Raw genomic sequence first — 26,736 nt, forward strand, 5'->3', positions numbered from 1 at the left:
GATTTCAGGCCATTCAACCTATGCAAAAAAGCCTCCTCGCGGAGGCTTTTTTATTGCCTGTGATTTCTTACCAACTGAAAACTATGGTCATCTTCACCTTGATGCTTGTATAGTTAAACAAGAACGATGGGAGTGATGATATGGCGAAGGATAAGCCTAAAATCAGTTTACTACTCAGTGGGGGTGGCGCACGGGCGGCGTATCAAGTCGGTGTGCTCAAGGCCATCTCTGAGTGGTATCCGCGCGTCCATCATAGTCCGTTCACTATCTATTGCGGCACCTCCGCCGGTGCAATCAATGCAACCTCCATTGCCTGTTATGCCTCTTGCTTTCGTCTTGGGGTGAAAAAGCTCGAATGGATTTGGGGACGCCTCCACAGCCGCCGTATTTTTCACTCAAGCCCTGCGGGTATGCTCGGCTACCTCGGTCACCAATGGTTCGCTCGCATGCAAGCCGATCACCACGAACGTCCGCCTTTTGGCTTACTCAATAACCGTCCGTTACGCCTGCTCCTCAATCAAGTGAACAACTATAGTCGGCTAGAAAAACAAATCATGGCGGGTAACCTGCAAGGGTTATCAATCACGGCATCCAGCTACAAGAGCAGGCTGTCGGTCAGTTTCTTCCAAGGCCAATCACGCCTGAATGAATGGGATAGAGCCAAATCTAAAGGTCGCCGCGCGATGATCAACACCGACCATTTAATGGCTTCCTCTGCTATCCCTTTGGTTTTTCCAGCCAGCCGTATTGGTCGCACTTACTATGGTGATGGTTCTATCCACCAGCTCGCCCCGCTTCGTCCGTCACTCAAGATGGGGGCCGATAAAATTCTTATCATCAATCTGATCAACCAACAATTAACGTCGCCCGACCACACCCAAACGCCAGGGTTAGCAACCTTGGGCGGTCACTTAATGGATACCATTTTCAGTGATACCCTCACCGCCGATCTCGAACACCTTGAGCGCACCAATAAATTACTTAAAACATTAAGCCATGCCCAACGTCAACAAAATCGGATGAAAGTAGTAGAGCACATCCATCTCTCTCCCAGCCAATCTTTTGAACCTATCGCACAAGAAAACTACTGCTACCTCCCGCCAATGACTCGAGCATTGATGCGAATGATAGGGATCAGCCCTCGCGATGACGCTGCAATCACCAGCTATATACTGTTTGAACCTAGTTACATTAAGGCGCTTATTCAGCTTGGTTATGAGGATGCGTTAAGCCAAGAAGTCACACTACGCAACTTTCTGAAATAGAATCAGTAAATTATTATCAAATTTAACAACAAACTGTTGATCAGACGCTGTTTTCCCTTATAGTTACTGGTCACAGCAATTTATTGATAGTGTTATGGATCCGATTCATTGGAATAAATTAGCCGCCGAGCCTCAGAAACCAAGACGTAAACCGCTTGGTGCTGACGTACGTCTGCTGATCCTGCAAAAGATGCAAGGTAAACTTGACCTATCACTGCTGTTTGAAATCTTTGCTCGAGAAATCGAAAAACAAATCGATGTTTATCGTCTAGTATGGGAACTCGAAGGCACCACAACGCTGATCCGCCGTGGCAAAGCCACTGAGCACCGTCAGACTTTTGTATTGCGCTTCGGTGAAAATGAACTAGGCAAACTCCAGTACTGCACCCCGTACAAGCTCGACAAAGACGAAATCAACCTTCTTCATACTTATCACCGCTTGTTTGCTGGCCCACTGGTTAATGCGCTGGAATACCGCCGCGTGAAGAACCTAGCGCTGCAAGACTACCTATCGAACCTTGGTAACCGCACCAGCTTTGAGCAAGACATTCGCCACGCGATTGCATTAAGCGAACGACGTAATGTCGGCTTGGTCCTGCTAATTTTCGATCTCGATAACTTCAAGCAAGTGAACGACCGCTTTGGTCATTTGGATGGTGATAAGGTGATCCGTCGCTTTGCGACCATCTTGAAAGACTCGGTTCGTGCCACTGACCGTTGTTACCGTTTAGGTGGCGACGAGTTCACCGCTATCTTGCAACCAGCAACAGCCGAGTCAGCAGGCAAAGTAGCAAGCCGTATCAAGCAACTGATGCAGCAAGACCAAATTCTGTGCTCACTAAATATCAGTGTGTCACTGGGTTACTCGCTGTACCAAAAAGGCGATACTTCGATTTCGCTGATCGACCGTGCCGACCGTCAACTGTACCAACACAAGCGCCAAGTGAAATAACTGGCACACCCTTCCCCCTAAATCTTCTCGATTGTTAATCTTGATCAATCCCTCACTTTTCGCGTTATACTAATCTGCAAATGTGAATCATTCGCTGAATGTAGCAAGCTGGTAATATCGGCAGCCGCTGGATTGAGCCAATGATTTAGTTAAGGAAAAACCGATGAAAGTACAAGAGTGTTGCGAACTGATCCGTATGAACTACGCCCAAATTGGTGGTGGTGAATTGGGTTACATTCCTAATGCGATTCACTGTGCAGTGAAAGCGCTCGACTACATCGCTGCCAATACCGACCTACCACAGGAAGTACGTGAGCGAGCAGCCTATGCCGCGGCTAACTTGCTAATGAGCGATCACGAGGATTAATCATGAATCTAGCAAAGTTTGAAACCATGGATCCCGTGATGCTAATGAGCATCGTGAATATGAAGATCCGTGATGAATTTGGTGATTTAGACGGCTTGGTCAAATACTACGATATCGATAAAGAAAAGTTAGTCGCTCGCCTTGCCAGTGCCGGTTTTGACTACTTACCTGAAGCTAAGCAGTTTCGTTAACCCGCACTGTTATCACCGTATTTGAGTAGCAAAGCGGTTGATACTTTAAAAACAGAGATAAAAAAACGGAAGCCATGGCTTCCGTTTTTTTCGCTCAATCTGTAACTCTGAACGAATACTAGCCTTTAAATACAGGTAGTAAGTTCGCCATTGCCATTACATGGAAGATTGCAGTCAGTACCCCGAATGCCATTACCATATAAATGGTCACGTTACCGCCCGGTACTACAAAACCAGCCTGCTCAGGTGTACGTTGACGCAATGTCTTCGCCAAGGTTGCAGGAACAATACAAGTCCAAATCGTCGCTGCCGCACCTGCTAGACCAATCGCTGCCACAAAACCAAATGGGGCGACTAATGAAAATACCAATGGTGGTAGGAAAGTAACACCCCAGGTTTTTAGTCGACCTTGCTTGGTATCTGCAAAACCAAACAAATCCGCTAGGTAATCAAATAGTCCTAAACCAACACCGATGAAAGACGACACAATCGCAGCGATAGAAAACACGTGCAGGGCTTGTTTAATGCTGTTTGAGTCAATCGCTGAAGTTAGTGCTGATAACAATGCATCCACACCGCCACCCGCTGTTACCACAGGGCCAAATTCCGCACGAGGTAAGTTACCGAAGATACAAACAACCCAGCCAAGATAGAACGTCAGCGCAATCATAGTACCGCCTAGAATGGCTTTCTTAGCACGGTGCTCATCCTGATAGTAATCACGCATAGTACTCACTGAATGGTGGTAACCAAACGAGGTTAACGCCACAGGCAATAGCGCTAATGCGTAAGTTGAGTAAGAGCTCTCCCCTTCACCTTGAGCAAACAGGACAGGCACACTGATATTCGATGCCAGACCGGAAATACCAAGCACAAAACTCAGGATCATAAAGAGGATTAATACAATCGAAATACGGTCAACCGCTCGTGTTGAGTGCAACACGAAAGCCGAGCACAACGCCACAAACAAGATGGATGCAAACTCACGGCTCATACCCAACATTTCGCTGAAAATCATACCTGACGACGAAATGTACGCGTAAAGCAAAATACCGCCCACAAAATACAGCGAAAGGTTGTTTACAAAGTTAGCCTTTTTGCTGAGCAGATCTTTTGCCACCGTATTAAAAGAAGCTTTGAGCTCGTAATGTTTTAGAGCTTCCAACAACAACCAGCCAGAAAGCGTCATCATGATCATGGTGAAAGAAATGGCAATTACACTCCATAGCGTCCACGCACCCGCACCTGCGCTTGGCAACCCAAGCATGCCTGCTCCAACACAAACACTGGCGATAATACACGCTCCCCCAAGTGTGGATGGTTTACTCATAATGACTCCTAAACAAAATTATTGTATCAGCGTGCTAGTACAATAATATGTTCTATGTTTTTTGGCAACTAAAGAATGAGTAACTGAGCATTTCTTCGCCACTAGTGAAAAACCAATGAGCTTTCCGAAATACAGGTGAAAAGTGACAAGCAGAAAAAAACCGCCACTACTTTCATAGTGGCGGTTCTTATCAATACGTCTTTAATACGAGTGATTACTTCAGTTGGGCATAATAAGCGGCAACATTCGCAATATCGTTATCATTGAGCATGGCGGCTTGAGGCTGCATCAGCATCGCCATCGCACTTTTGCGCTCTTTGTTTTTATACGCTTTTAGCGAGTTAACGAGGTACTGCTCGTTTTGACCTTTAAGGTTCGGATACCCTGGGATCACGGCGATACCATCAGGGCCGTGACATGCGGCACAAATAGCGGCTTTTGCTTTACCAGCAACAGGGTCGCCAGCAAGTGCAGGGGCTGACATTACAGTAGCGAGTAGTGCAAGTGTAAGAACTTTTTTCATGATGTCCTCTATTATTATTGCTTCCTTAAGCCGCATTGTGCCTGTTTTACGAAAGCGATGCACTTTTAATATCAACCAGATAAGCTATTGTGCCAAGTGAGCTCACACTCTTTGCCTGCAAAACCATCAACGACAAATAACCCTGCAACAGCAGCTAACTGCTCGCCATAAAACACCAAAGGAGTACGACGACGGTTCCAACTCGGCACGCCGTATTCTTGAAACAGCTTTTTCATTTTGCGCTTACCCACTCGTCCAAGCGGTTTAACCTGTACCCCTTCAGGATCAAAACGCACAGTGACAACTTCTTGTGGTATAGGTTGACGCAAACGCAGCGCCTGTTGTTCGTCGCCATGAGCTAATTGAGGTTCGGTACTAGCTTCCTTACATGGCGTTAACCATAACTGCCCAAGGTCTTGGGGCAACAAACAAGGCTGATTTAGTGTCAAAGCGAATTCTTGCCCTTGGATATCTGGCCATTGCTGAATAAGGTATAAACGCTGCGCATAGCGACGAAGCTGATAATGGTGCCAATTCACCTGCGGATTCGCATCATCTTTAGCTAAGACGACCGACTGCCATACTTGCTCTAGCTGCGCTTGTGAAGGCATTAATACTTGCTGAGCTTGAAGCCATTGGCGGATCAACGCCTTACCCAAGCGTGCATTGGTTAACGCAGCCAACGCTAGGCTTCCATCTGACTGAAGAGCACTAGCGAGTTTATCAGCCAAGAGTTCAGCCAACAGCGCTTCTTGCTCACCACATAATGCGGCACTACGCCCCACCGCTTTACGGATCCCCGGCCAACGCTGCGCTAACTGCGGCGTAATATGATGACGGAGAAAATTGCGGTCATAGCGGGTATCTTGGTTGCTTTCATCTTCCACCCAATCCAATTTTTGCGCTGTTGCATAAGCTTCGATATCCGCTCGGCTCACCGTTAATAGCGGTCTAACATGCTTACCATTACCAAACGCCGTGCAAACGGGCATCGCGGCTAATCCAGCCGGACCACTGCCCCGCTTTAACGCCAGTAGAAAGGTTTCCATTTGATCATCGCCGTGCTGGGCGGTCAGTAACACATCACCAGCAACCACATGCTTCGCTAAAGCTTGATAACGAGCGTGACGCGCCAATTGCTCGATACTCTCACCTTGGGTATTGGACAGTGTGACATGCTCCACCACACAGGGAATACCCACTTGCTGCGACCATGTCTGGCACTGCTGCGCCCATGTATCTGCGTTTTTACTCAACCCATGGTGAACATGCACGGCAATAACGTCGATGGTTTGACCTTCCGCTTGATGCTTTGCTTGGTATTGCGCCATCAGATCCAGCAGTACCCGAGAGTCCATCCCACCGCTGAGCGCCAACACAAAACGCTGTGATGACGACGAATATGCCGCTAGGCAAGCTTGTAAATGGGAGAGCAAAGAAGATGAAGACATAACCGCAAGACGCTCGTGAACAAGGAAAATTAAGCGGTATCATACCAAGGGCGGCTGTAATGAGAGAAGTGACGAATAACAAAATGGGGCGACCGTTGCCGATCGCCCCATTGGGATAGGTTATGACTGTTGTTAGCGAAAGCTATAACAGACGGCTAATTAGCAGTAACCGTAGCTCATCAGGCGCTGGTAACGACGCTCAAGAAGAGTATCGCTATCTAGCGCATCAAGATCTTCTAGCGTTGCTTTAAATTGCGCTTTTAGCGCTGCCGCCATTTTCGCAACGTCACGGTGTGCACCACCTAGCGGCTCTTCGATAATGTTATCGATAAGCTCTAGCTCTTTTAGGCGCTCAGCGGTAATACCCATAGCTTCTGCCGCTTGAGAGGCTTTATCTGAATCACGCCACAAGATAGAGGCACAACCTTCAGGTGAAATTACCGAGTAAGTCGAGTATTGCAGCATGTTCACGCAATCACCTACACCGATTGCCAATGCACCACCAGAACCACCTTCACCAACAACGTTACAGATGATTGGCACTGTCAGACCTGCCATTTCTTTTAGGTTGGTTGCAATCGCTTCAGATTGACCACGCTCTTCCGCACCAACACCTGGGTATGCACCTGCCGTATCAATGAAAGTGATGATTGGCATTTTAAAACGCTCAGCCATTTTCATCAGACGTAGTGCTTTACGGTAACCTTCTGGTTTTGGCATACCGAAATTACGCAATACTTTTTCTTTAGTCTCGCGACCTTTCTGGTGACCAATCACCATTACAGGACGACCATCGATACGCGCGATACCACCCACAAGGGCTTTATCATCAGCAAAAGCACGGTCACCCGCTAGTTCATCAAACTCTTCAAAGATGTGTTCGATGTAGTCGAAGGTGTATGGACGCTGAGGGTGACGCGCCATTTGGGCAACTTGCCACGCACCAAGATCGCTGAACACTTTCTTAGTCAGCTCTAGGCTTTTCTTTTCAAGTTGTTCAATTTCTTTATCAAGATCAACCGACGCTGACTCGTCACGACGAGACACATCACGTAGTGCTTCAATCTTGGCTTCTAGCTCTGCAATTGGTTGTTCAAACTCAAGAAAGTTCAGGCTCATACCACTCAAAATCCTTTTGTCAGCAAGCGCTTGGCTCGCCAACATTATTAATTAAACTCAAGCTCGACTTGCTTCTCACCCAGCAGACCCTTGAGTTCAAGGATAAGCTTATCACTCGGCGTTACCCGCCATTCCGTGCCTAAAGTGAGTTTCACGCGTGCGTTCGAGCGCTGATAATACACATTAACAGGTACAGTACCTGCTTTGTGTGGCTCCAGCACTTGGCTGAAGCGTGCAAAAAACTGGTCATCAATTTGCCCCTCGCTAATCGAGATGGCAAGACTTCTTAGGTGCTTTTCTCTGGCTTCTGAGATATCGAGCACTTCTCGCGCCGACATTTTAAGGCCACCATTGAAATCATCAAAGCTGACCTGTCCCGTTACGACCACAATTCGGTCTTTTTCTATCAGATCCAAATAACGGTCAAGGGCTTCAGAGAACAACATCACTTCCATTCTGCCCGAACGGTCATCCAGCGACATTACACCAATGCGTGTACCGCGTTTAGTGGTAAAGACCTTAGCCCCGACCACCAATCCAGCCACAGTCGCTACTTTATCACGCCCAGTTGGATTCGCATCTTTTAAACGACAAGTTGTGTAGTGCTTCAACTCTGAAATGTAAGCATTTATTGGGTGGCCCGTTAAGTAAAGACCGAGCGTTTCACGTTCACCCTCTAGCCATACCGCATCTGGCCATTCAGGAATATTAGCATACGCATGCTCCACCTCTTCCGGCGCTTCGGTCAGTACCCCAAACATATCGGTTTGACCAAAGGCTTCAGCTTGGTGGTGTTGGCTTGCCGCTTTGATTGCATCATCAAGACTTGCCATCATCGCAGCTCGGTTTGGACCTAAACGATCCATCGCACCGGATTTGATCAGTTTTTCCAGTACGCGCTTATTCACTTTCTTGGTGTCGATACGGGCACAGAAATCGAATAAGTCTTTGAAGTGACCACCTTTATTGCGGGCTTCGATAATATTATCGATCGGGCCTTCACCCACCCCTTTCACCGCACCGATACCATAAACAACGGCACCGTTATCATCGACGTTAAAGCGGTACAGACCTTTATTCACATCTGGCGGCAGCAGCTTAAGCTTCATACGTAGACATTCGTCTACTAGCCCGATCACTTTATCGGTGTTATCCATATCGGCGGTCATTACCGCAGCCATGAATTCAGCCGGATAGTGCGCTTTCAGCCACAAGGTTTGATAAGAAACTAGTGCGTAAGCGGCTGAGTGCGATTTGTTAAAACCATAACCCGCAAATTTTTCTACCAAGTCGAAGATTTTCATCGCCAACTCACCGTCGACGCCGTTCTTCACCGCACCTTCTTCGAACGTCGCCCGCTGTTTCGCCATCTCTTCCGGCTTTTTCTTACCCATCGCACGACGAAGCATGTCCGCTCCACCTAGGGTATAGCCAGACAGAACCTGCGCGATCTGCATTACCTGTTCCTGATACAGGATAATGCCGTAGGTCGGATCCAAGATATCTTTGAGCGACTCGTGCTGCCATTGCTGATCAGGATACGAGATATCTTCGCGACCGTGCTTACGGTCGATAAAGTTATCTACCATCCCCGATTGCAGCGGACCCGGACGGAACAGGGCTACCAATGCGATCATGTCTTCAAAACAGTCGGGTTGCAGACGTTTGATCAGATCTTTCATCCCGCGGGATTCAAGCTGGAATACCGCCGTCGACTCCGAACGTTGCAACATCGCAAACGACTTAGCATCGTCCATCGGGATTGCAGCTATATTCACAGGGTCTTTACCCTGCGCTTCTAAACGCGGGTTGATCATCCCCAATGCCCAGTCGATGATGGTGAGGGTACGTAACCCCAAGAAGTCGAACTTAACCAAACCGGCCGTTTCAACATCGTTTTTATCAAACTGAGTTACTGGGTTGCCACCTTCCGCATCGCAGTACAGAGGCGCAAAATCGGTGATCGTGGTCGGTGAAATAACAACACCACCAGCGTGTTTACCGGCGTTACGGGTCACACCTTCTAGGATGCGACACATATCGATCAGATCTTTAACTTCTTCATCGCCATTATAGGCTTCACCCAACTGCGGCTCGGCATCAAAGGCTTTTGCCAGTGTCATCCCCGGCTCTGCCGGCACCAGTTTGGAAATACGGTCCACAAAACCATAAGGGTGCCCTAGTACACGACCCACATCGCGAATTACTGCTTTGGCCGCCATCGTACCGAAAGTGATGATCTGCGATACCGCATCACGCCCGTACAATTCCGCAACGTGGTCGATAACCAAATCACGCTTATCCATACAGAAGTCGATATCGAAATCGGGCATGGAGACACGTTCTGGGTTCAAGAAACGTTCGAATAGCAGGTCAAACTCAAGCGGATCCAAATCGGTGATATCAAGAGCGTATGCCACCAATGAACCGGCACCCGAACCACGTCCCGGCCCTACCGGTACATCGTTATCTTTCGACCACTGGATGAATTCCATTACGATCAAGAAGTAACCTGGGAAGCCCATTTGGTTGATTACGTCGAGTTCGATTTTCAAACGTTCGTCGTATTCAGGGCGGCGACGCGCACGCTCTTCTTCATCAGGGAACAAGAACGCCAAACGACGTTCCAGACCTTCTTCTGACTCCTTCACCAAGAAGTCTTCGATGGTCATCTCACCCGTTGGGAAGTTCGGCAGGAAGTATTCACCTAAACGTACGGTGACGTTACAACGCTTAGCAATCTCAACGCTGTTTTCCAGTGCTTCAGGAATGTCTGAGAACAACTCACACATTTCTTCTTCACTACGCAGGTATTGCTGATCGCTGTACAGTTTAGGGCGGTTAGGATCGGCTATGGTGTAGCCGTCGTGGATACAAACACGGATCTCGTGAGCATCAAACTGATCTTGCGTAATAAAACGTACGTCATTGGTCGCCACAACAGGCAGATCGTTTTGCTCAGCCAACTCAACTGCAAAATGAAGATACGCTTCTTCATCAGCACGGCCAGTACGCACCAACTCAAGGTAATAATGATCGGTAAAGTGCTGTTGATAAAAGCTTACACAGCGCTCAATCAGCTGCTGATTCCCTTTTAGCAAGGCTTTACCGACATCACCACTTTTACCACCGGAGAGTAAGATCAAGCCTTGTTTATGCTCAACTAACCACTCTTTGTCGATCACCACATTATGCTGGTAATGACCACGCTGATACGCTTTGGAAATCAACATGGTTAAATTCTGGTAGCCGTCGTTATCCGCCGCCAGAATGGTCAGATCAGATAGCTCATCACCCATTTCCTCTGACTTTACTTTGAAATCAGCACCAATGATCGGCTTCATGCCTGCGCCGTGGGCTGCAAAGTAAAACTTCACCAAACCACACAGGTTAGTGAAATCTGTCAGTGCCATTGCTGGCATGCCCATCTCGGCTACTTTTTTTACCAACGGCGGGACTTTCGACAAGCCGTCAACCATAGAAAAGTCACTGTGGACACGAAGATGAATAAAACGAGGTTCTGCCATGACAACCAGATAATAGATAGGTAATTGCGTGAAGGGTATTGTGCCAGAAAACACCGCGAGGGGCGCGTTTCTGGCACAAAAATTTATGGGTGAAATCAGTCTGCAGACAGAATGATTATTCGATACCCAAAATACGTTTTACAGGTTTAAAACTCTTACGGTATTGGTCAATAACACCGTGCTCAGCCAAGGCTTCAAAGTGTGCCTTGGTTGGGTAACCTTTGTGTTTGGCAAAGCCGTACTGCGGATACTGAGCGTCTAGCTCTTCCATCTCACGGTCACGGGTCACTTTAGCCAAAATCGACGCCGCACTGATCTCTGCAACCCGCAAATCGCCTTTAACGACCGCTTGTGCTGCCATTGGCAATTGTGGAATTTTATTACCATCAACCAATACAAAATCAGGTTGGGTATCAAGCCCAGCAACAGCACGCTGCATTGCAACCATAGTGGCTTGCAAAATATTGAGCTCATCGATTTCTTCAGGCTCACAACGACCTAACGACCACGACAATGCCTTCTCTTTGATCTCATCAAACAAAAGGTTACGCTTTTTCTCGGTCAGTTTTTTCGAGTCGGTCAGACCTTCAATTGGGTTATTCGGGTCTAAAATCACGGCAGCAGTCACTACTGCGCCAACTAAAGGACCACGACCCACTTCATCGACCCCTGCAATGCAATTGGCTTGCGGGTATTCGAATGGTTCAAATTCTTTCATTGTTCTAACTACAACTTGTGGGATTCTGCTGGTACGTCACGGTTGATCAATTTAAGTACCGCTTCTGCCGCTTTAACGTCTGCATTACAACGGATTTGCTGATGGAGCTGATGGAACTCAGCCAGCAACTCACTGTTATCTGCACTCAAGTAATGATTAACCTGCGCGGCCAATTTTTCTGGGGTACAGTTTTCTTGCAGCAGCTCCGGCACCAGCTCTTTATTCGCCAGAATGTTCGGTAACGACACGTACTTGGTTTTCAGCATTCGCCGTGCAATCCAAGCGGTTAGCGGTTTAACGATATAACCGACGACCATTGGGCGCTTCACGAGCATGCACTCTAGCGATACTGTTCCCGAGGCCAATAACACCGCATCGGACGCAATCATTACGTTACGTGCGGTATCGTCCACCAGCACAAAATCAAGCTCAGGCGCAGTTTGTTGCCACGCTTGCTCAAACTGTTGACGACGCTTGTCGTTCACCAAGGCAACCACAAAACCCAAGTCGGGATGTTCTGCTTTCAAACGGCGACAAGTTTCAATAAACGGTGCCGCAATCATGCTCATCTCACCGCCACGGCTACCCGGTAACACGGCTAGCCAACGCTTACCGGGGTCTAAGCCCAGCAATTCACGCGCGGCAGCTTTGTCGGTCAGCAACGGAATGGCATCCGCCATCGTGTGGCCAACAAACTCGCAAGGAACATTAAATTTATCGTAAAACGCTTTCTCGAACGGTAAGAATGCCAGTACCAAGTTGGTCGCAGCTTCAATTTTAAAGATCCGCTTTTGGCGCCATGCCCATACCGATGGACTCACGTAGTGCACCGTTTTAATGCCGCTGTCTTTCAAATCACGCTCAAGACGTAAGTTGAAATCAGGCGCATCGATGCCCACGAATACATCCGGTGGATTATCAGTGAAATACTTCACCAACTCGGCTTTTATCTTGAAAAGCCGAGGCAGACGCCCAAACACTTCCACAATCCCCATTACGGCCAGCTCTTCCATATCGAACAAGGCTTCACAGCCTGCTTCGATCATACGAGGGCCAGCCACGCCAACAAATTCAGCGTCTGGGTATTGGGCTTTGATTGCTTGGATAAAACCGGCACCTAAAATATCGCCGGAGATTTCTCCGGCGACGATACCTATTCGAAGAGGTTTAGTCATTAACGAATAATACCGCGAGTCGAGTTTTCAAACAGTTTGACGAACAGGCCAATCGATGGGAACTCTTGTGCCATCTCTTCTAACACTGGCTTCACTTCAGCCAATGTTTTACCTGAACGGTAAATTTCTTTGTAAGCACGACGAATCGCATGTAGCTCAGGCTTTTCAAAGCCACGACGCTTCAGACCTTCAATATTAATACCGAATGGTTTTGCGTGGTTACCTTGTGCCATCACAAATGGAGGGACGTCTTGCACCACAATCGAGCCACCGCCAATGAAGCTGTGTGCGCCAACAGTACAGAACTGGTGAACAGGTGATAGCGCTGACACGATAGCGTAGTCTTCAACCGTTACGTGACCCGCAAGCGTCGCGTTGTTACCCATGATGATGTTGTCACCCACGACACAGTCGTGAGCAATGTGAACATTCACACAGAACAGGTTGTCGCTACCTACCGTGGTCACGCCTTTATCTTGAACCGTACCGCGGTGCATTTGCACGCTTTCACGGATCACGTTGCGATCACCGACCACTAGACGCGTTGCTTCACCGTTGTATTTTTTATCCTGACACTCTTCACCAATAATGGCGAATGGGAAAATTCGGTTGTCCTGACCAATGACCGTTGGGCCTTTGATCACAACATGCGACATCACTTCTGTGCCGTCACCGATCTCGACATCCTTACCGATATACGTAAATGGACCAACAGTTACGTTAGCGCCGATCTTTACCCCTTCTTCAATCACTGCTGAAGGGTGGATTTGTGCCGTTTCGTGGATCATTAAAATTCTCGTCTTGCGCATTTAAGCTCAGCAGAGCAAACAACTTCGTCATCAACTTTTGCTACACCGTTAAACATAGCAATACCACGACGCTCTTTTAGGAATTCCACTTCAATCACAAGTTGATCGCCAGGACCAACAGGCTTACGGAACTTCGCTTTATCAATACTAGCAAAGTAGTAAAGTTCGTTCTCAGCTGGAGCACCAAAGGTTTTAAACGCCAGTAGACCCGTTGCTTGCGCCATCGCTTCAAGGATCATTACACCAGGGAATACAGGCATCTTAGGGAAGTGACCTGTAAATTGTGGTTCGTTCACTGATACGTTTTTGATCGCCGTTAGTGTCTTACCTTCATCGTAATTCGTTACGCGATCGATCATTAGGAACGGGTAACGGTGTGGAAGAAGCTCTTGGATCTCAGTGATATTTAACGTTTTGTTCTCGCAAGTCAAAACTTGAATTCCTGTCAGTAAGTGAAACGCACAATAACCGCGGATAAGCCAACCTGCATTGGCAGCGGTTATTCAGAGCGCCCACGAAGCCCTTAGGCTTCGTCGTCTAATTTTTTCTCAACAGCACGCAGACGCTTGTTCATCTCGTCGATTTTCATAACGCGCGCTGCCGTTTTACGCCATTCTTTGTTTGGCTGTACCGGAATACCCGAAGAGTAGAAACCCGGTTCTGTGATTGGACGCATTACCATCGCCATACCAGCAACAGTCACGCCATCACAAATTTCCATGTGGCCGTTGAACACACTCGCACCACCGATGAAACAATGCTTACCAACTTTCAGGCTACCCGCCATTACAGTCGCGCCAGCAATCGCTGTATTTTCACCGATTGATACGTTGTGAGCAATCTGACACTGGTTATCGATAATAGCACCGTCATGAATGATGGTGTCATCCAATGCACCACGGTCAATTGTGGTACAAGCACCAATTTCAACACGGTTACCGATACGAACAGATCCGAGTTGTGGGATCTTCACCCAGTTACCACGGTCATTCGCGTAGCCAAAACCGTCGGAACCCAGTACCGCACCCGATTGTACTAAACAATCTGTGCCCAATGTCACGCGGTGGTAAACAGTAACGTTTGCCCACAGCTTTGAGTTCGCACCAATCTGTGCTTCTTTGCCGATGAAACAACCCGCACCGATTTGTACGTTATCACCTAGCTTCACGCCAGATTCGATCACAGCGTTGTGACCCACGACCACACCTTCGCCAAGCTCAACGTCATCGGCAATCTGTGCTGATGACGCAATCTCAGTCGCGGCTTTTGGCGTAGTATCTAGAAGTTGTGCGGTAAGCGCGTAACCCAAGTATGGGTTTGCCATCACCAGCGCGTTACCTTCAAAATATGGCAGATCCGCTTCGGTCAACATCACCGCAGCGGCTTTACAATCAGCTAACTGCTTACGGTACTTACTGTTTGAAATAAATGTAATCTGACCTTCACCAGCTTGCTCAGTGCCCGCAATAGAGTGAATTTCGACAGCGCCATCACCATGCAGCTCTGCACCTAATTTTTCTGCTAATTCAGCAAGGGTAATTACAGTCATTGGGTACCTTATTATATTAGTTTAACGTCACAGGTTACTGTTCGCTTTATCAGTGATACATCGCCAATACCAAATAGAGTAAAAGACGACAAAGCTGCCATACGCAGAGCGCATAGCAGCTTAGATAAACCGTGACGCTTTAATCGGTTATTTTACAGCAGAGATAACCTTGCTCGATAGGTCATCTTTTGGATTTGCGTAAAGAACAGCTTGAGCATCAACAACGATGTCGTAACCTTCTTTCTTCGCTACATCCTGAATTGCTGTACGAAGTTTCATCACTAGTTTTTGCTCTTCTTCAGCACCACGACGACGCTGATCTTCTTGAAGCGCTTTTGCTTTCAGTTTGTAATCTGAATCTAGTGAAGCCAATTCACGTTGGATCTTAGTGCGGTCAGCATCGCTTAGTAGCTCGCCATCACGCTTTGCTTTATCCACTTTTGCTTTCATGCGGCTTTCGATACCACGAAGCTCATCGATACGGTCTTTGAATTCACTGCGCAACTTTTCGGTCACATTATAACGTTTCGCCAACTGTTGCATAGCCTGACCAGTTGCCACGTAACCTACTTTTTGCGCCGCTTCTGCTGCGTGAGCGTACATAGACGACGATAGAATTACTAGGCTAAGGCCTGCAGCTTTCATCCATTGTTTCAAAAGAGTTCTCCTCAAAAATTTAGAATGTCTGTCCGATGGTGAAGGTGAAGAATTCTTCCTGGTCACCGTCGTATTTCTTAATTGGTTTCGCAATCGAGAATACCAATGGCCCCATTGGAGACATCCATTGAAGCGCGGCACCGTATGACGCACGAATTAACGATGGATCGGAGTAGTCATATAGATACTTACCATCGATATCTTTTAGATCGTACTCGGTATCCCATACCGAACCAGCGTCAACAAAGAGGCTAGTACGGATTTGGTTTTTAAATTCTTCCGATGCAAATGGGGTTGGAACAATCAGCTCCAAACTTGCCAACGCAATGGCATTACCACCCGCTGCATCTTTGGTACCCGTTGCACAGTTGTTGTTACCAGATGGGCCACCACCTGAACAACCTTCAACGTACACCGCTTTCGGACCTACAGTATTAGAGCGGAAGCCTCGCAAGGTACTAAAGCCACCCGCGTAGAAATTTTCATAAAACGGCATTAAATGATCGCTACCGTTGTCAGTTTGACCATAACCGTTGCCGTAACCCAACTTACCACGTAGTAATACGGTGAAGTCGTGGCCTTCGTTCAATGGAATGTACTGACGCACATCGTATTGAACCTTAAAGTATTGCGCATCCGAGCCCGGAATCGTCATTCGGTATGACGCACGTTGGTGGTTACCAGCCGTTGGGAAGTAACCTCGGTTAAGGTTGTTACGCGACCAAGATACCGACCAGTCAAAGTCATCCAACTCGATAATATTCTCACCGCGGTCAAAACCGTGGATCGCTTTGAATTTCTCGATTTGGTAGTACTCACGAGTATTAGAGATCTTGTTATGATCGTAACCAACACCGAATTCAAAGAAGTTTAGCTCATCGAACGGGAAACCCCATGTCAGACTCGCACCGTAACTTTGGTTGGTGTAGTCCGAGATGTTCGCATTGGATGCTTCAAACTCGTTGTAGTAAATCTTACCACCCAAGCTAATACCATCGAGTGTGAAGTACGGATCACGGTAATCCAAGCTCACGTTCTTCTGGTATTTGTTGGTCATGGCATTAATACCAAAACGGGTACCTGTCCCCAAGAAGTTATCTTGCTGTAGACCTGCTTGGAAGCTGATACCTGATTCAGTACCGTAGCCAATACCAAAGTTAACGCTACCTGCGTTCGCTTCTTTTACGGTATACGATACATCGACTTGGTCATCAGAGCCTGGGACACGCGTAGTTTGTACATCGACGGTTTCAAAGAAACCCGTACGGCTCAAACGCTCTTTACCACGCTCAACCGATTTCGAGTTCAACCAGCTACCTTCCATCTGGCGCATTTCACGACGCAAGACTTCGTCTTTGGTTGTGGTGTTGCCGTTAAAGGTAATATTACGGACGTAAACACGCTTACCAGTCTCAACGTTCACAATCAAAGAGACTTGATTATTGTCGTCGTCAAAATCAGGAATGGTGTTTACTTGCGGGTACGCATAACCAGATTCGCCAAGCTTACGCTTGATCGCTTCTTCCAGTGCCGTGACTTGCGCGCCGTTGTAGATATCGCCGTCTTTGAATGTGATCAGGTTTTTCATTTCTTCCTGACGACCAGCAACATCACCACGGAACTTCACGCCACTCACTGTGTATTGATCGCCTTCGTCGATTTTAAGGGTGATGTATACCCCTTTCTTATCAGGCGAGATCGATACTTGCGTCGATTCCAGTTTGTATTTTAGGTAACCGTTATTGAGGTACTGCGAGCGCAAGACTTCCATATCACCAGCCAGTACCTGCTTCTGGTACTTTTCATTGGCAAGGAAGTTCCACCATGGCACGTTCGCCTTAAGGTTGAATTTGCCGCGCAGCTCATCATCAGTAAATACGTTATTACCGATGAAGTTAATTTGTTTAATGGTAGCCGAGACGCCTTCGGTGAAGACAAACTTCAAGTCAGCACGGTTACGTGGCAATGGGGTCACCACTGCGTGTACCGTGGCGTTGTATTTACCAACGCTGTAGTAGAAGTCCTCAAGCCCTTTTTCAATCTTGCTTAATGTGGTGCGATCAAGCGCTTCACCAACCTGAATGTTAGAAGCATTCAAGTTTTCTTTTAGCTGCTCTTCTTTGATCGCTTTGTTGCCTGAGAATGAGATGTTAGCAATGGTTGGACGCTCCAACACTTTCACTAACAGCGCGTCATTATCACGATAGACTTTGATATCTTCAAAGTTACCAGAAGCAAATAGCGCCTGAATCACATCCGCGATATCTCGGTCATCAACCTTATCGCCAACGCGTACTGGCATCTTCAAAAGTGCCGCACCTAAGGTCACACGCTGAAGACCTTCAAAACGAATGTCATCGACCACAAATTGTTCAGCACTTTGCGCAACACTACTACTCAGGAGTAGTGATGCGACCAACAGTTTTTTCATCGCCATTACTGTTCTGATTATTCCTTGCAAAAACGCATTTATTAAAGGCGGGTAAAGTCATTGAATAGCGCAACGGCCATTAACGCAACCAAGATGGCTGAGCCCACTCTGTAGCCTATGTCCTGAACACGTTCAGAGACAGGTCGGCGTGTTACCGCTTCGATCGCGAAGAACATCAAATGTCCGCCATCTAAGACTGGAAGCGGTAGCAAATTAACAATACCTAAGTTCACACTGATCAATGCCAAGAAACCAAGGAAATACACCAAGCCGTAATCGGCGGTCATTCCAGCCCCTTTGGCAATTGAAATTGGTCCGCTTAGGTTCTTCACTGCCACATCACCAGTGATCAGCTTAGTCACCATGTCGAAAGTTAGCGTTACCAACTGCCAAGTTTTTTCAGCCGCTTTACCAACAGCTTCAAATGGACCGTACTGTAAATTAATACGGTACGACGCTGGCCACTCTTCCACTGTCGGTGCAAAACCCGCGTAACCAATCACTTCACCAGAAGCGAGTTCTTTTGATTTCGGCGTTAAGGTTAGCGCAATGCGGTTGCCATCACGAATCACATCAACAACCAAGGCTTGCTCTGGGTGAGAGCGTACAGCATCAACAACTTGTTGCCATTTATCAACCGCTTGGCCATCAATCGCGACAATACGATCATTTAACCGCATATTAGCAGCAATTGCTGCGCCATCATCGACAAGTTGTGAGATAGATAAAGTGATTTCTGGTGTGAATGGCTTCATACCCAAACTCACCATCACACGTTCAGTTTCAGGATCAAACGACCAAGTTGATAAGTCGAGTGTCTTTTCCACCGTGCGACCTGAATCTTGCTCCGTCGCGGTGATCACCATTTTCTCATCACCGATATGGGAGATCATCGCCATGTTAACGGATTCCCAATCTGCGGTTTTGATACCTGAAATCGTTTTTAGTTCCATTCCTGGTGCAATTCCTGCCTGCGCAGCAATGGATTGAGGAGCGACTTCACCAATTACTGGCTTCACGGCTGGCACCCCAATCAGGTATACCACCCAGTAAGCAGCAATGGCGAAGATAAAATTCGCCAGTGGACCAGCTGCGACAATCGCACTGCGTTGCCACAGTTTTTTATTGTTAAACGCTTGGTTTCGACGGTGTGCTGGAACGTCATCAACACGCTCGTCGAGCATCTTAACGTAGCCGCCCAGCGGGATCATTGCTAACGTATATTCAGTGCCATCTTTGCCTTTTTTCTGCCAAATCGCTTTACCAAAACCAATGGAAAAACGTTCAACAAAAACCCCGCAACGACGTGCGACCCAAAAGTGACCAAATTCATGGACGGCGATCAAAATCCCTAACGCAATTAAAAACGCGCCCAAATTCCATAAAATGCCTGTCATTTTGCTACCTTAGCAATCTCATCCTGAGCTAAACGTCGTGCCATTCTATCTAGCTCAATTACACTTTCCAAGTCAGTCGGTTCAGTCATTGGTGCTAACGCTAATACTTTCTCATTAACCTTGGCAATATCAGTAAAACCAATACGATTAGCAAGGAATGCCGCGACCGCTTCTTCATTGGCGGCATTTAGCGCCGTTGTCGCCGCTTGGCCTGCGTAACACGCATCCATTGCCAGTTTTAAGCAAGGGTAGCGGTCAAAATCTGGCGGCATAAACGTAAACTCCCCCACCTGACTGAAATCCAACGGTGCAACGCCAGCATCCACTCGCTCTGGGTAAGAAAGCGCACACGCAATCGGCGTACACATGTCTGGTAGCCCCATCTGCGCTAATACCGAACCGTCTTTGTATTGAACCATAGAGTGGATCACAGATTGCGGGTGAATAATCACCTGCATTTGTTCGCGTGAGGCATTGAATAACCAACGCGCTTCAATGTATTCCAGCCCTTTATTCATCATAGTGGCTGAATCTACAGAAATCTTCGGTCCCATAGACCAGTTGGGATGCGCAATCGCCATTTCTGGCGTGACCGCAGCTAACTCTGCAATATCGGTGTAACGGAATGGACCACCCGAGCCGGTCAGTAAGATTTTACTAATGCCGTGCGCTTCAAGATCACAACGCCCCATCTTGCGCTGGATCTCAGCAGGCAAGCACTGGAAGATAGCATTGTGTTCGCTGTCCACAGGCAGTAGCTCTGCACCGTACTGCTCGCACGCATCGATGAACATCTTACCCGACATCACCAAGGCTTCTTTGTTCGCCAGTAAGATACGCTTACCAGCTTTAACACCCGCCATGGTTGGCATCAAACCAGCGGCGCCCACAATGGCTGCCATCACGGTATCGACTTCATCAAGAGCTGCAATCTGACACAGCCCCTCTTCGCCCGATAGCACTTGGATATCAAGCCCTTCTGCTGTCACCTTCTTAGCCAGAGTCGCAGCTGCGGCTTCATCGGCCATCACCGCATATTGCGGTCGCCACTGACAACACAGCTCAAACATTTTGTCACTGTTTGCCCCGGCACCTAATGCCACGACGTTAAATAGATCAGGGTTTTGCGCTGCAACGGCTAAGGTACTAGTACCAATAGAGCCTGTCGCACCTAAGATAGATAACTTACGCATACATCACTTCATTTGGCTAAGAAAAGGCAGCGTAATGCTGCCTTAATATAGAAGACGTCTTTCTACCAAAGGTAGAAAAGAGCAAAGACTGGGAGTGCTGCCGTCAGGCTGTCAATGCGGTCAAGAATACCGCCGTGCCCCGGTAAGATGGTGCCGCTGTCTTTAATGCCAGCCACACGTTTAAACATACTTTCAACCAAATCACCCAGTACAGAAATCACCACGGTGATCATGGCAATAGCCAATAACGCGCCTAAACCAGAAAATGGGATATTCATTAGCTTCGCCCCACTCCATGCGATAAACATCGCGAGTAGCGCGCCACCTAACAAACCTTCAATGGTTTTATTTGGGCTTACCGCTGGTGCCATCTTGTGTTTACCGAAACGCTTACCTGAGAAGTAAGCACCCGTATCTGCTGCCCATACTATAAAGCATACCAGCATTACCAACTGTGCGCCGTGATACGGTGATTCCATGTAATTCACTGCACGGAGCATTAATATGCTCCAGAAGAAAGGAACTAGCGTTAGAAAACCAAACAGGATTTTGCTAATGGAAGAGCCAGACCAAAGTTTGGCACTTGAAGGGTAAGTAATGGCAAGGGCTGAAGCAATCAACCACCAGATGCCGCCTACTGCTAACACACCTCGGTGTGAGTCAGCCACTGCGGCCAAGGCATTCACATCGGTAGGAAACGCAACCAGAGTAGCGGCAAAGCCTGCTGCAAAAATTGCCATGGTGCGAATACGTGAACTGTTTTCAACAAATTGGGTCCATTCCCAAAAGCCTACCAAAGTGATCACCGCCAATGCTGCTGTAAAGCCGGTAAATGGTAGGAAAAAGATCCCCGCTATGACTAAAGGAGCGAGAATCAATGCTGTAATTATGCGTTGCTTTAGCAAACTGCGTCCTCTTTACATCTTATTATTGTTGAAGCAATGCTTGAAGCTGTTCGCCGGTGCAACCGAAGCGGCGCTCGCGGTTTACAAACCATGCCATCGCATTTGCAAAGCTTTCTTCATCAAAATCTGGCCAGTATTGCTCGCAGAAGTACATTTCAGCGTAGGCCATTTGCCATAGCATGAAGTTACTGATACGAGATTCCCCACTGGTACGAATAAGGAGATCAACATCAGGCAAGCCAGCCGTTGATAACCCTTCAGCTAACATTTCTTCGGTGATATCTTCTGGCGTTAACCCGTTATCCGCCACTTGGTGTGCTAGGCGTTTGGTTGCCTGCACGATATCCCATTGTCCACCGTAATTAGCAGCGACATTTAACACCATGCCAGTGTTATGCGCTGTTAGGGCTTCAGCATCTTTAATTTTGTCTTGCAGACGCTGACTGAATCGACTGACATCACCAATGATCTTCAATCGAATATTGTTCTTGTGCAGACGTTTTACTTCGCGGCCAAGCACTGCCATAAACAGTTCCATCAGCAACGAGACTTCAGTTTCCGGACGACGCCAGTTTTCACTACTGAATGCGAATAACGTGACCGCCTTGATGCCAAAGCGATTCGCAGTAGAGACCGTTTTACGTACGGCTTCAACCCCCGCTTTATGACCGAATACGCGAGCCTTTCCTTGCGCCTTAGCCCAACGACCATTGCCATCCATGATCACTGCGACATGCTTAGGCAGGCTATCGATTGTCAGTGGCATGTCCGTTGTCGAATCCGACATAAATCTTCCTCAAAAAAAAACGCTGTGCTGCACGCACAGCGCTTTAACTTACATAAAGCTCAAGTGCTGAAAGATTAAACTTCCATCAACTCTTTTTCTTTTGCTTCTAGAACAACTTCGATGTCTTTAACAGCTGCATCAGTCAGTTTCTGGATTTCGTCTTGTGCGCGACGATCATCATCTTCAGAAATTTCTTTTTCTTTAAGCAGTGCTTTAACATCTGCGTTCGCATCACGACGGATGTTACGAACAGCAACACGACCTTGCTCAGCTTCTGCACGTACAATCTTAACTAGATCGCGACGACGCTCTTCTGTTAGCGGTGGAAGTGGAACGCGGATCACTGTGCCAGCAGACATAGGGTTTAGACCTAGGTCAGACATCATGATTGCTTTTTCAACTTTAGGCGCAAGCTCTTTGTCGAATACAGTGATAGCTAGAGTACGAGAATCTTCAGCAACAACGTTTGCAAGTTGCTTAAGCGGTGTGTTTGCACCGTAGTATTCTACGTAAATAGTGTCTAGTAGGCTTGGGTGCGCACGACCAGTACGTACTTTAGCCATTTGGTTTTTCAGCGCTTCAACGCTTTTACCCATACGCTCTTTCGCGTCTAGTTTAATATCTTCAATCACGATTAATATCCTTTATTATTCGGCATAATAGGCGGCTAATCGAATAGCCACCTATAAAAATTAGTCGTTAGTGATCAGCGTGCCTTCTTGCTCGCCCATTACTACACGGCGTAGAGAGCCAGGCTTATTCATGTTGAATACACGAATTGGCATACCGTGGTCGCGAGCTAGCGTAAATGCCGCTAAGTCCATCACTTTTAGTTCTTTATCAAGAACGTCATTGTAGCTCAGCTTATCATAAAGAACAGCATCTGGGTTCTTAACTGGGTCATCTGTGAACACACCGTCAACTTTCGTTGCTTTTAGTACCACGTCAGCTTCGATTTCGATACCGCGTAGACACGCAGCAGAGTCAGTTGTGAAGAACGGGTTACCCGTACCAGCAGAGAAGATCACAACGCGACCTTGACGTAGCTGGCTGATTGCGTCAGCCCAGTTGTAGTTATCACATACGCCGTTCAGTGGAATTGCAGACATCACTCGAGCGTTCACATAGGCACGGTGTAGTGCATCGCGCATCGCAAGACCATTCATCACAGTCGCTAGCATGCCCATGTGGTCGCCCACAACTCGGTTCATACCCGCTTCAGCCAGACCGGCACCACGGAACAAGTTACCACCACCGATCACTAGGCCAACTTGAACGCCAAGTTCGATCAGTTCTTTAATTTCTTGCGCCATGCGGTCAAGAACTTGCGCATCAATACCAAAACCTTCTTCGCCTTGTAGCGCTTCGCCACTCAGTTTAAGCAGAATTCGTTGATAAGTCGGTTTAGGGTTTGTGGTCATTAGGATTACCTTCCAGGCTTACAATTGAGATATGGAGTTGTAAAAAGACCGCAGCCTTGGCTACGGTCTTTAGCGTTCTTTTACAAGAAGGATTAACCCTTCTGTACTGCTGCTACTTCTTCAGCGAAGCTCATTTCTTGAGCTTTCTCGATACCTTCACCAACTTCAAGACGGATGAAGTTAGTTACTGTAGCGCCTTTAGCTTTCAGCATTTGACCAACAGTTTGAGATGGGTCCATGATGAATGCTTGACCAGTTAGAGAAACTTCGCCAGTGAATTTCTTCATGCGGCCAACAACCATTTTCTCTGCAATCTCTTGAGGCTTGCCAGATTCAACAGCGATAGCAACTTGAATAGCTTTCTCTTTCTCAACTACGTCAGCTGGAACGTCTTCTGGGTTAACGTACTCAGGCTTAGATGCAGCGATGTGCATTGCAACGTGCTTGATAGTTTCTTCATCAGCTTCACCAGCAACAACAACACCGATACGGTCGCCGTGGCGGTAAGAACCAACTTTAGCACCTTCGATGAACTCAACGCGACGGATAGAGATGTTCTCACCGATTTTAGCAACTAGTGCTACGCGAGTTTCTTCGAATTTAGCTTGAAGAGCTGCAACGTCTAGACGCTCAGCTAGAGCTACGTCTAGTACTTCGTTAGCGAATGCTAGGAAGCTTGAATCTTTAGCAACGAAGTCAGTTTGGCAGTTAACTTCTAGAAGAGCTGCAACACCGTCAGCATCTTTGATTAAGATAGCACCTTCAGCAGCAACGTTACCTGCTTTTTTAGCAGCCTTTGCAGCACCGCTTTTACGCATGTTTTCGATTGCTAGCTCGATGTCAGCGTTTGCTTCAACTAGAGCTTTTTTACATTCCATCATGCCTGCGCCAGTGCGTTCGCGCAGTTCTTTAACTAGGGCAGCTGTAACTGTTGCCATTGTCATATCCTCAGTTTTGTTTACTTGGTATAAAAATCAGGGGCCTAAGTAGGCCCCTGCTAACCATTCTTAGCTTACGCAAGGTAACTTAAGAAAGTTGTTAGAAGCTGGTTATTACTCAGCTACGTAACCTTCTTCAGCTTGTGCTGCGATGTCTTGGTTGCGTGCTTCAGTAACTGTCGCTGCTACAGCGTTAGTGTAAAGCTGGATAGAACGGATTGCATCATCGTTACCAGGGATAACGAAATCAACGCCGTCTGGGTTAGAGTTAGTATCTACTACTGCAAATACTGGGATACCCAGGTTGTTAGCTTCTTTAATTGCAATGTGCTCGTGATCAGCATCGATTACGAATAGAGCGTCTGGTAGGCCGCCCATGTTCTTGATACCGCCTAGAGATTTCTCAAGCTTCTCCATTTCACGAGTACGCATTAGCGCTTCTTTCTTGGTTAGCTTGTCGAAAGTACCGTCTGTAGACTGAGTCTCAAGATCTTTAAGACGTTTGATTGACTGACGAACAGTTTTCCAGTTAGTTAGCATACCACCCAACCAACGGTTGTTTACGTAGTACTGGTCACAGCTAACTGCAGCTTCTTTGATTGATTCGCTGGCTGCACGCTTAGTACCTACGAAAAGAACTTTACCTTTACGAGCTGCAATCTTGTTGATTTCAGCTAGCGCGTCGTTGAACATTGGTACAGTTTTTTCTAGGTTGATGATATGTACTTTGTTACGAGCACCAAAGATGAATGGCTTCATTTTTGGGTTCCAGTAACGAGTTTGGTGACCGAAGTGAACACCAGCTTGTAGCATATCGCGCATTGATACAGTTGCCATTGAATATTCCTCTATGGGGTTAGGCGTCCACATATCCCATCCTACCGACCCTCTATCTGTCTTTAGCAATAGCAAATGACAGCGGGCACCCCGGAGCATGTGTCGATATGTGTGAGTGATTAATAAAAAGTTTAGTGTGAATCCACATAACCCAATGAAGTGCGAAGCTTCGACTTGAATTAGCGTTTCACGGCGCGCTTTATACCATATATAGCAACCAAGAATCCAGCCTAATCTACCTCAGAGACGAAACTTGGTTTTCATATTGCGCCCCCGCTGATAACATGAAAGGTAAACCGAAATTCGTAGAGAAGATTGAATGACTATCAAGATTAAAACGCAGGAAGAAATCGAAAAAATGCGCGTTGCTGGCCGTTTGGCTGCAGAAGTGCTTGAAATGATCGAACCTCACGTTAAAGCAGGGGTAACGACAGAAGAGCTTGACCGCATCTGTCACGATTACATCACTAACGAGCAAGGTTGTATCCCTGCGCCGTTGAACTACCACGGTTTCCCTAAATCGATCTGTACGTCAATCAACCACATCGTATGTCACGGTATCCCAGCAGAGAAAGACGGTAACGAAGGCCAAAAATTCTCAAAACCTGCGGTACTGAAAGATGGCGACATCATCAACATCGATGTGACTGTGATCAAAGACGGTTACCACGGCGACACATCGAAAATGTTTGAAGTGGGTGAAGTATCCCTAGAAAACAAACGTCTGTGCCGCGTTGCACAAGAAAGCCTGTACCTAGCGATCAAAAAAGTGAAGCCGGGTGCTAAGCTTGGTGAAATCGGTACTGCGATTCAGAAGTTCATCAAAAACGGCAACAGCCGCTTCTCAATCGTGAAAGACTTCTGTGGTCACGGTATTGGCAACGAGTTCCACGAAGAGCCACAAGTGGTTCACTACAAAAACAACGACCGTACCGTACTTAAGGCTGGTATGTGTTTCACCATCGAGCCAATGATCAACGCTGGTAAATTCGGTTGTATGGTTGATGACGAAGACGGTTGGACAGTTTACACCGTGGATGCCAAGAACTCGGCACAGTGGGAACACACCCTACTGGTTACCGACACTGGCTGCGAAGTATTAACCCTTCGTAAGGAAGAAGACCTACCACGTTTTGTAAACAACGCGTAAGTCTAAAGAGCCGACCACAAGGTCGGCTTTTTTAATTTCTCTGA

Annotated in this window: 25 protein-coding genes; 5 read left to right on the forward strand and 20 right to left on the reverse strand. The window is 47.3% G+C overall.

What is annotated here, in order from left to right:
• Positions 1 to 140 precede the first annotated feature (140 nt).
• The 4 genes from A3K86_RS12275 to A3K86_RS12290 all read left to right on the forward strand — a co-directional run bounded on the left by A3K86_RS12275 (position 141) and on the right by A3K86_RS12290 (position 2,775).
• Complete coding sequence (locus A3K86_RS12275; RefSeq protein ID WP_068331363.1) at positions 141 to 1,265, forward strand: patatin-like phospholipase family protein; 1,125 nt, start codon at positions 141 to 143, stop codon at positions 1,263 to 1,265.
• Between the two features lie 94 nt (positions 1,266 to 1,359).
• Entirely contained in the window at positions 1,360 to 2,217 is an 858-nt protein-coding gene (locus tag A3K86_RS12280) for a GGDEF domain-containing protein (protein ID WP_068331364.1), read from the forward strand.
• 163 nt (positions 2,218 to 2,380) lie between these two features.
• Positions 2,381 to 2,584 carry a YaeP family protein gene (locus A3K86_RS12285; RefSeq protein ID WP_068331366.1) on the forward strand — a complete coding sequence of 68 codons (204 nt, stop codon included), beginning with the start codon at positions 2,381 to 2,383 and terminating at the stop codon, positions 2,582 to 2,584.
• Between the two features lie 2 nt (positions 2,585 to 2,586).
• The gene (locus A3K86_RS12290) at positions 2,587 to 2,775 is read left to right on the forward strand and encodes a DUF4250 domain-containing protein (protein WP_068331368.1); all 189 of its coding nucleotides are present in this window, start codon (positions 2,587 to 2,589) and stop codon (positions 2,773 to 2,775) included.
• Positions 2,776 to 2,893: 118 nt separating this feature from the next.
• Here the strand turns inward: A3K86_RS12290 and A3K86_RS12295 are convergent, their stop codons facing one another.
• The 20 genes from A3K86_RS12295 to rpsB all read right to left on the reverse strand — a co-directional run bounded on the left by A3K86_RS12295 (position 2,894) and on the right by rpsB (position 25,542).
• Positions 2,894 to 4,105 (reverse strand): aromatic amino acid transporter, encoded by a 1,212-nt coding sequence (locus A3K86_RS12295; RefSeq protein WP_068331369.1) that lies wholly within the window; start codon positions 4,103 to 4,105, stop codon positions 2,894 to 2,896.
• A gap of 214 nt (positions 4,106 to 4,319) precedes the next feature.
• Positions 4,320 to 4,628 (reverse strand): c-type cytochrome, encoded by a 309-nt coding sequence (locus A3K86_RS12300; RefSeq protein ID WP_068331371.1) that lies wholly within the window; start codon positions 4,626 to 4,628, stop codon positions 4,320 to 4,322.
• 71 nt (positions 4,629 to 4,699) lie between these two features.
• On the reverse strand, positions 4,700 to 6,079 hold the full coding sequence (gene tilS, locus A3K86_RS12305) for a tRNA lysidine(34) synthetase TilS (RefSeq protein ID WP_084406594.1): 1,380 nt from the start codon (positions 6,077 to 6,079) through the stop codon (positions 4,700 to 4,702).
• A gap of 159 nt (positions 6,080 to 6,238) precedes the next feature.
• Complete coding sequence (gene accA, locus A3K86_RS12310) at positions 6,239 to 7,198, reverse strand: acetyl-CoA carboxylase carboxyl transferase subunit alpha (protein WP_068331497.1); 960 nt, start codon at positions 7,196 to 7,198, stop codon at positions 6,239 to 6,241.
• 47 nt (positions 7,199 to 7,245) lie between these two features.
• A complete protein-coding gene (dnaE, locus tag A3K86_RS12315; RefSeq protein WP_068331373.1) occupies positions 7,246 to 10,725 on the reverse strand; it encodes a DNA polymerase III subunit alpha in 3,480 nt (1,159 codons plus the stop codon).
• A gap of 115 nt (positions 10,726 to 10,840) precedes the next feature.
• Positions 10,841 to 11,443, reverse strand: a complete 603-nt coding sequence (rnhB, locus tag A3K86_RS12320; protein ID WP_068331375.1) for a ribonuclease HII — start codon at positions 11,441 to 11,443, stop codon at positions 10,841 to 10,843.
• Positions 11,444 to 11,451: 8 nt separating this feature from the next.
• The gene (lpxB, locus tag A3K86_RS12325) at positions 11,452 to 12,618 is read right to left on the reverse strand and encodes a lipid-A-disaccharide synthase (protein ID WP_068331377.1); all 1,167 of its coding nucleotides are present in this window, start codon (positions 12,616 to 12,618) and stop codon (positions 11,452 to 11,454) included.
• Positions 12,618 to 13,406: an acyl-ACP--UDP-N-acetylglucosamine O-acyltransferase gene (gene lpxA, locus A3K86_RS12330; RefSeq protein ID WP_068331379.1), complete on the reverse strand. Its 789-nt coding sequence runs from the start codon at positions 13,404 to 13,406 to the stop codon at positions 12,618 to 12,620. Before lpxA ends, lpxB begins: the two co-directional genes overlap by 1 nt.
• A complete protein-coding gene (gene fabZ / locus A3K86_RS12335; protein WP_068331381.1) occupies positions 13,406 to 13,858 on the reverse strand; it encodes a 3-hydroxyacyl-ACP dehydratase FabZ in 453 nt (150 codons plus the stop codon). The genes lpxA and fabZ overlap by 1 nt, the downstream gene beginning before the upstream one ends.
• Before the next feature lie 92 nt (positions 13,859 to 13,950).
• A complete protein-coding gene (gene lpxD, locus A3K86_RS12340) occupies positions 13,951 to 14,976 on the reverse strand; it encodes a UDP-3-O-(3-hydroxymyristoyl)glucosamine N-acyltransferase (protein WP_068331383.1) in 1,026 nt (341 codons plus the stop codon).
• Between the two features lie 147 nt (positions 14,977 to 15,123).
• Entirely contained in the window at positions 15,124 to 15,633 is a 510-nt protein-coding gene (locus A3K86_RS12345; protein WP_068331385.1) for an OmpH/Skp family outer membrane protein, read from the reverse strand.
• Positions 15,634 to 15,652: 19 nt separating this feature from the next.
• On the reverse strand, positions 15,653 to 18,070 hold the full coding sequence (bamA, locus tag A3K86_RS12350; protein WP_068331387.1) for an outer membrane protein assembly factor BamA: 2,418 nt from the start codon (positions 18,068 to 18,070) through the stop codon (positions 15,653 to 15,655).
• Positions 18,071 to 18,105: 35 nt separating this feature from the next.
• On the reverse strand, positions 18,106 to 19,461 hold the full coding sequence (gene rseP / locus A3K86_RS12355) for a sigma E protease regulator RseP (RefSeq protein ID WP_068331389.1): 1,356 nt from the start codon (positions 19,459 to 19,461) through the stop codon (positions 18,106 to 18,108).
• Positions 19,458 to 20,654 carry a 1-deoxy-D-xylulose-5-phosphate reductoisomerase gene (gene ispC, locus A3K86_RS12360; RefSeq protein ID WP_068331391.1) on the reverse strand — a complete coding sequence of 399 codons (1,197 nt, stop codon included), beginning with the start codon at positions 20,652 to 20,654 and terminating at the stop codon, positions 19,458 to 19,460. Before ispC ends, rseP begins: the two co-directional genes overlap by 4 nt.
• A 62-nt stretch (positions 20,655 to 20,716) precedes the next feature.
• Complete coding sequence (locus tag A3K86_RS12365; RefSeq protein ID WP_068331392.1) at positions 20,717 to 21,559, reverse strand: phosphatidate cytidylyltransferase; 843 nt, start codon at positions 21,557 to 21,559, stop codon at positions 20,717 to 20,719.
• A 22-nt stretch (positions 21,560 to 21,581) separates the two neighbouring features.
• Positions 21,582 to 22,346 (reverse strand): isoprenyl transferase, encoded by a 765-nt coding sequence (locus A3K86_RS12370; protein WP_068331394.1) that lies wholly within the window; start codon positions 22,344 to 22,346, stop codon positions 21,582 to 21,584.
• A gap of 74 nt (positions 22,347 to 22,420) precedes the next feature.
• Positions 22,421 to 22,978: a ribosome recycling factor gene (gene frr / locus A3K86_RS12375; protein WP_068331395.1), complete on the reverse strand. Its 558-nt coding sequence runs from the start codon at positions 22,976 to 22,978 to the stop codon at positions 22,421 to 22,423.
• 60 nt (positions 22,979 to 23,038) lie between these two features.
• On the reverse strand, positions 23,039 to 23,767 hold the full coding sequence (pyrH, locus tag A3K86_RS12380) for a UMP kinase (RefSeq protein WP_068331397.1): 729 nt from the start codon (positions 23,765 to 23,767) through the stop codon (positions 23,039 to 23,041).
• Between the two features lie 92 nt (positions 23,768 to 23,859).
• Positions 23,860 to 24,705, reverse strand: coding sequence for a translation elongation factor Ts (gene tsf / locus A3K86_RS12385; protein WP_068331399.1), 846 nt, complete (start codon positions 24,703 to 24,705; stop codon positions 23,860 to 23,862).
• Positions 24,706 to 24,819: 114 nt separating this feature from the next.
• Positions 24,820 to 25,542 (reverse strand): 30S ribosomal protein S2, encoded by a 723-nt coding sequence (gene rpsB, locus A3K86_RS12390; protein ID WP_068331401.1) that lies wholly within the window; start codon positions 25,540 to 25,542, stop codon positions 24,820 to 24,822.
• Positions 25,543 to 25,861: 319 nt separating this feature from the next.
• On the opposite strand from rpsB, the gene map reads away from it, so the two are divergent.
• A complete protein-coding gene (map, locus tag A3K86_RS12395; RefSeq protein ID WP_068331403.1) occupies positions 25,862 to 26,692 on the forward strand; it encodes a type I methionyl aminopeptidase in 831 nt (276 codons plus the stop codon).
• The last annotated feature ends 44 nt before the right edge of the window (positions 26,693 to 26,736 follow it).

Origin of the sequence: Photobacterium jeanii (assembly GCF_001650345.1) — a bacterium.
GTDB classification, from domain to species: Bacteria; Pseudomonadota; Gammaproteobacteria; order Enterobacterales; family Vibrionaceae; genus Photobacterium; species Photobacterium jeanii.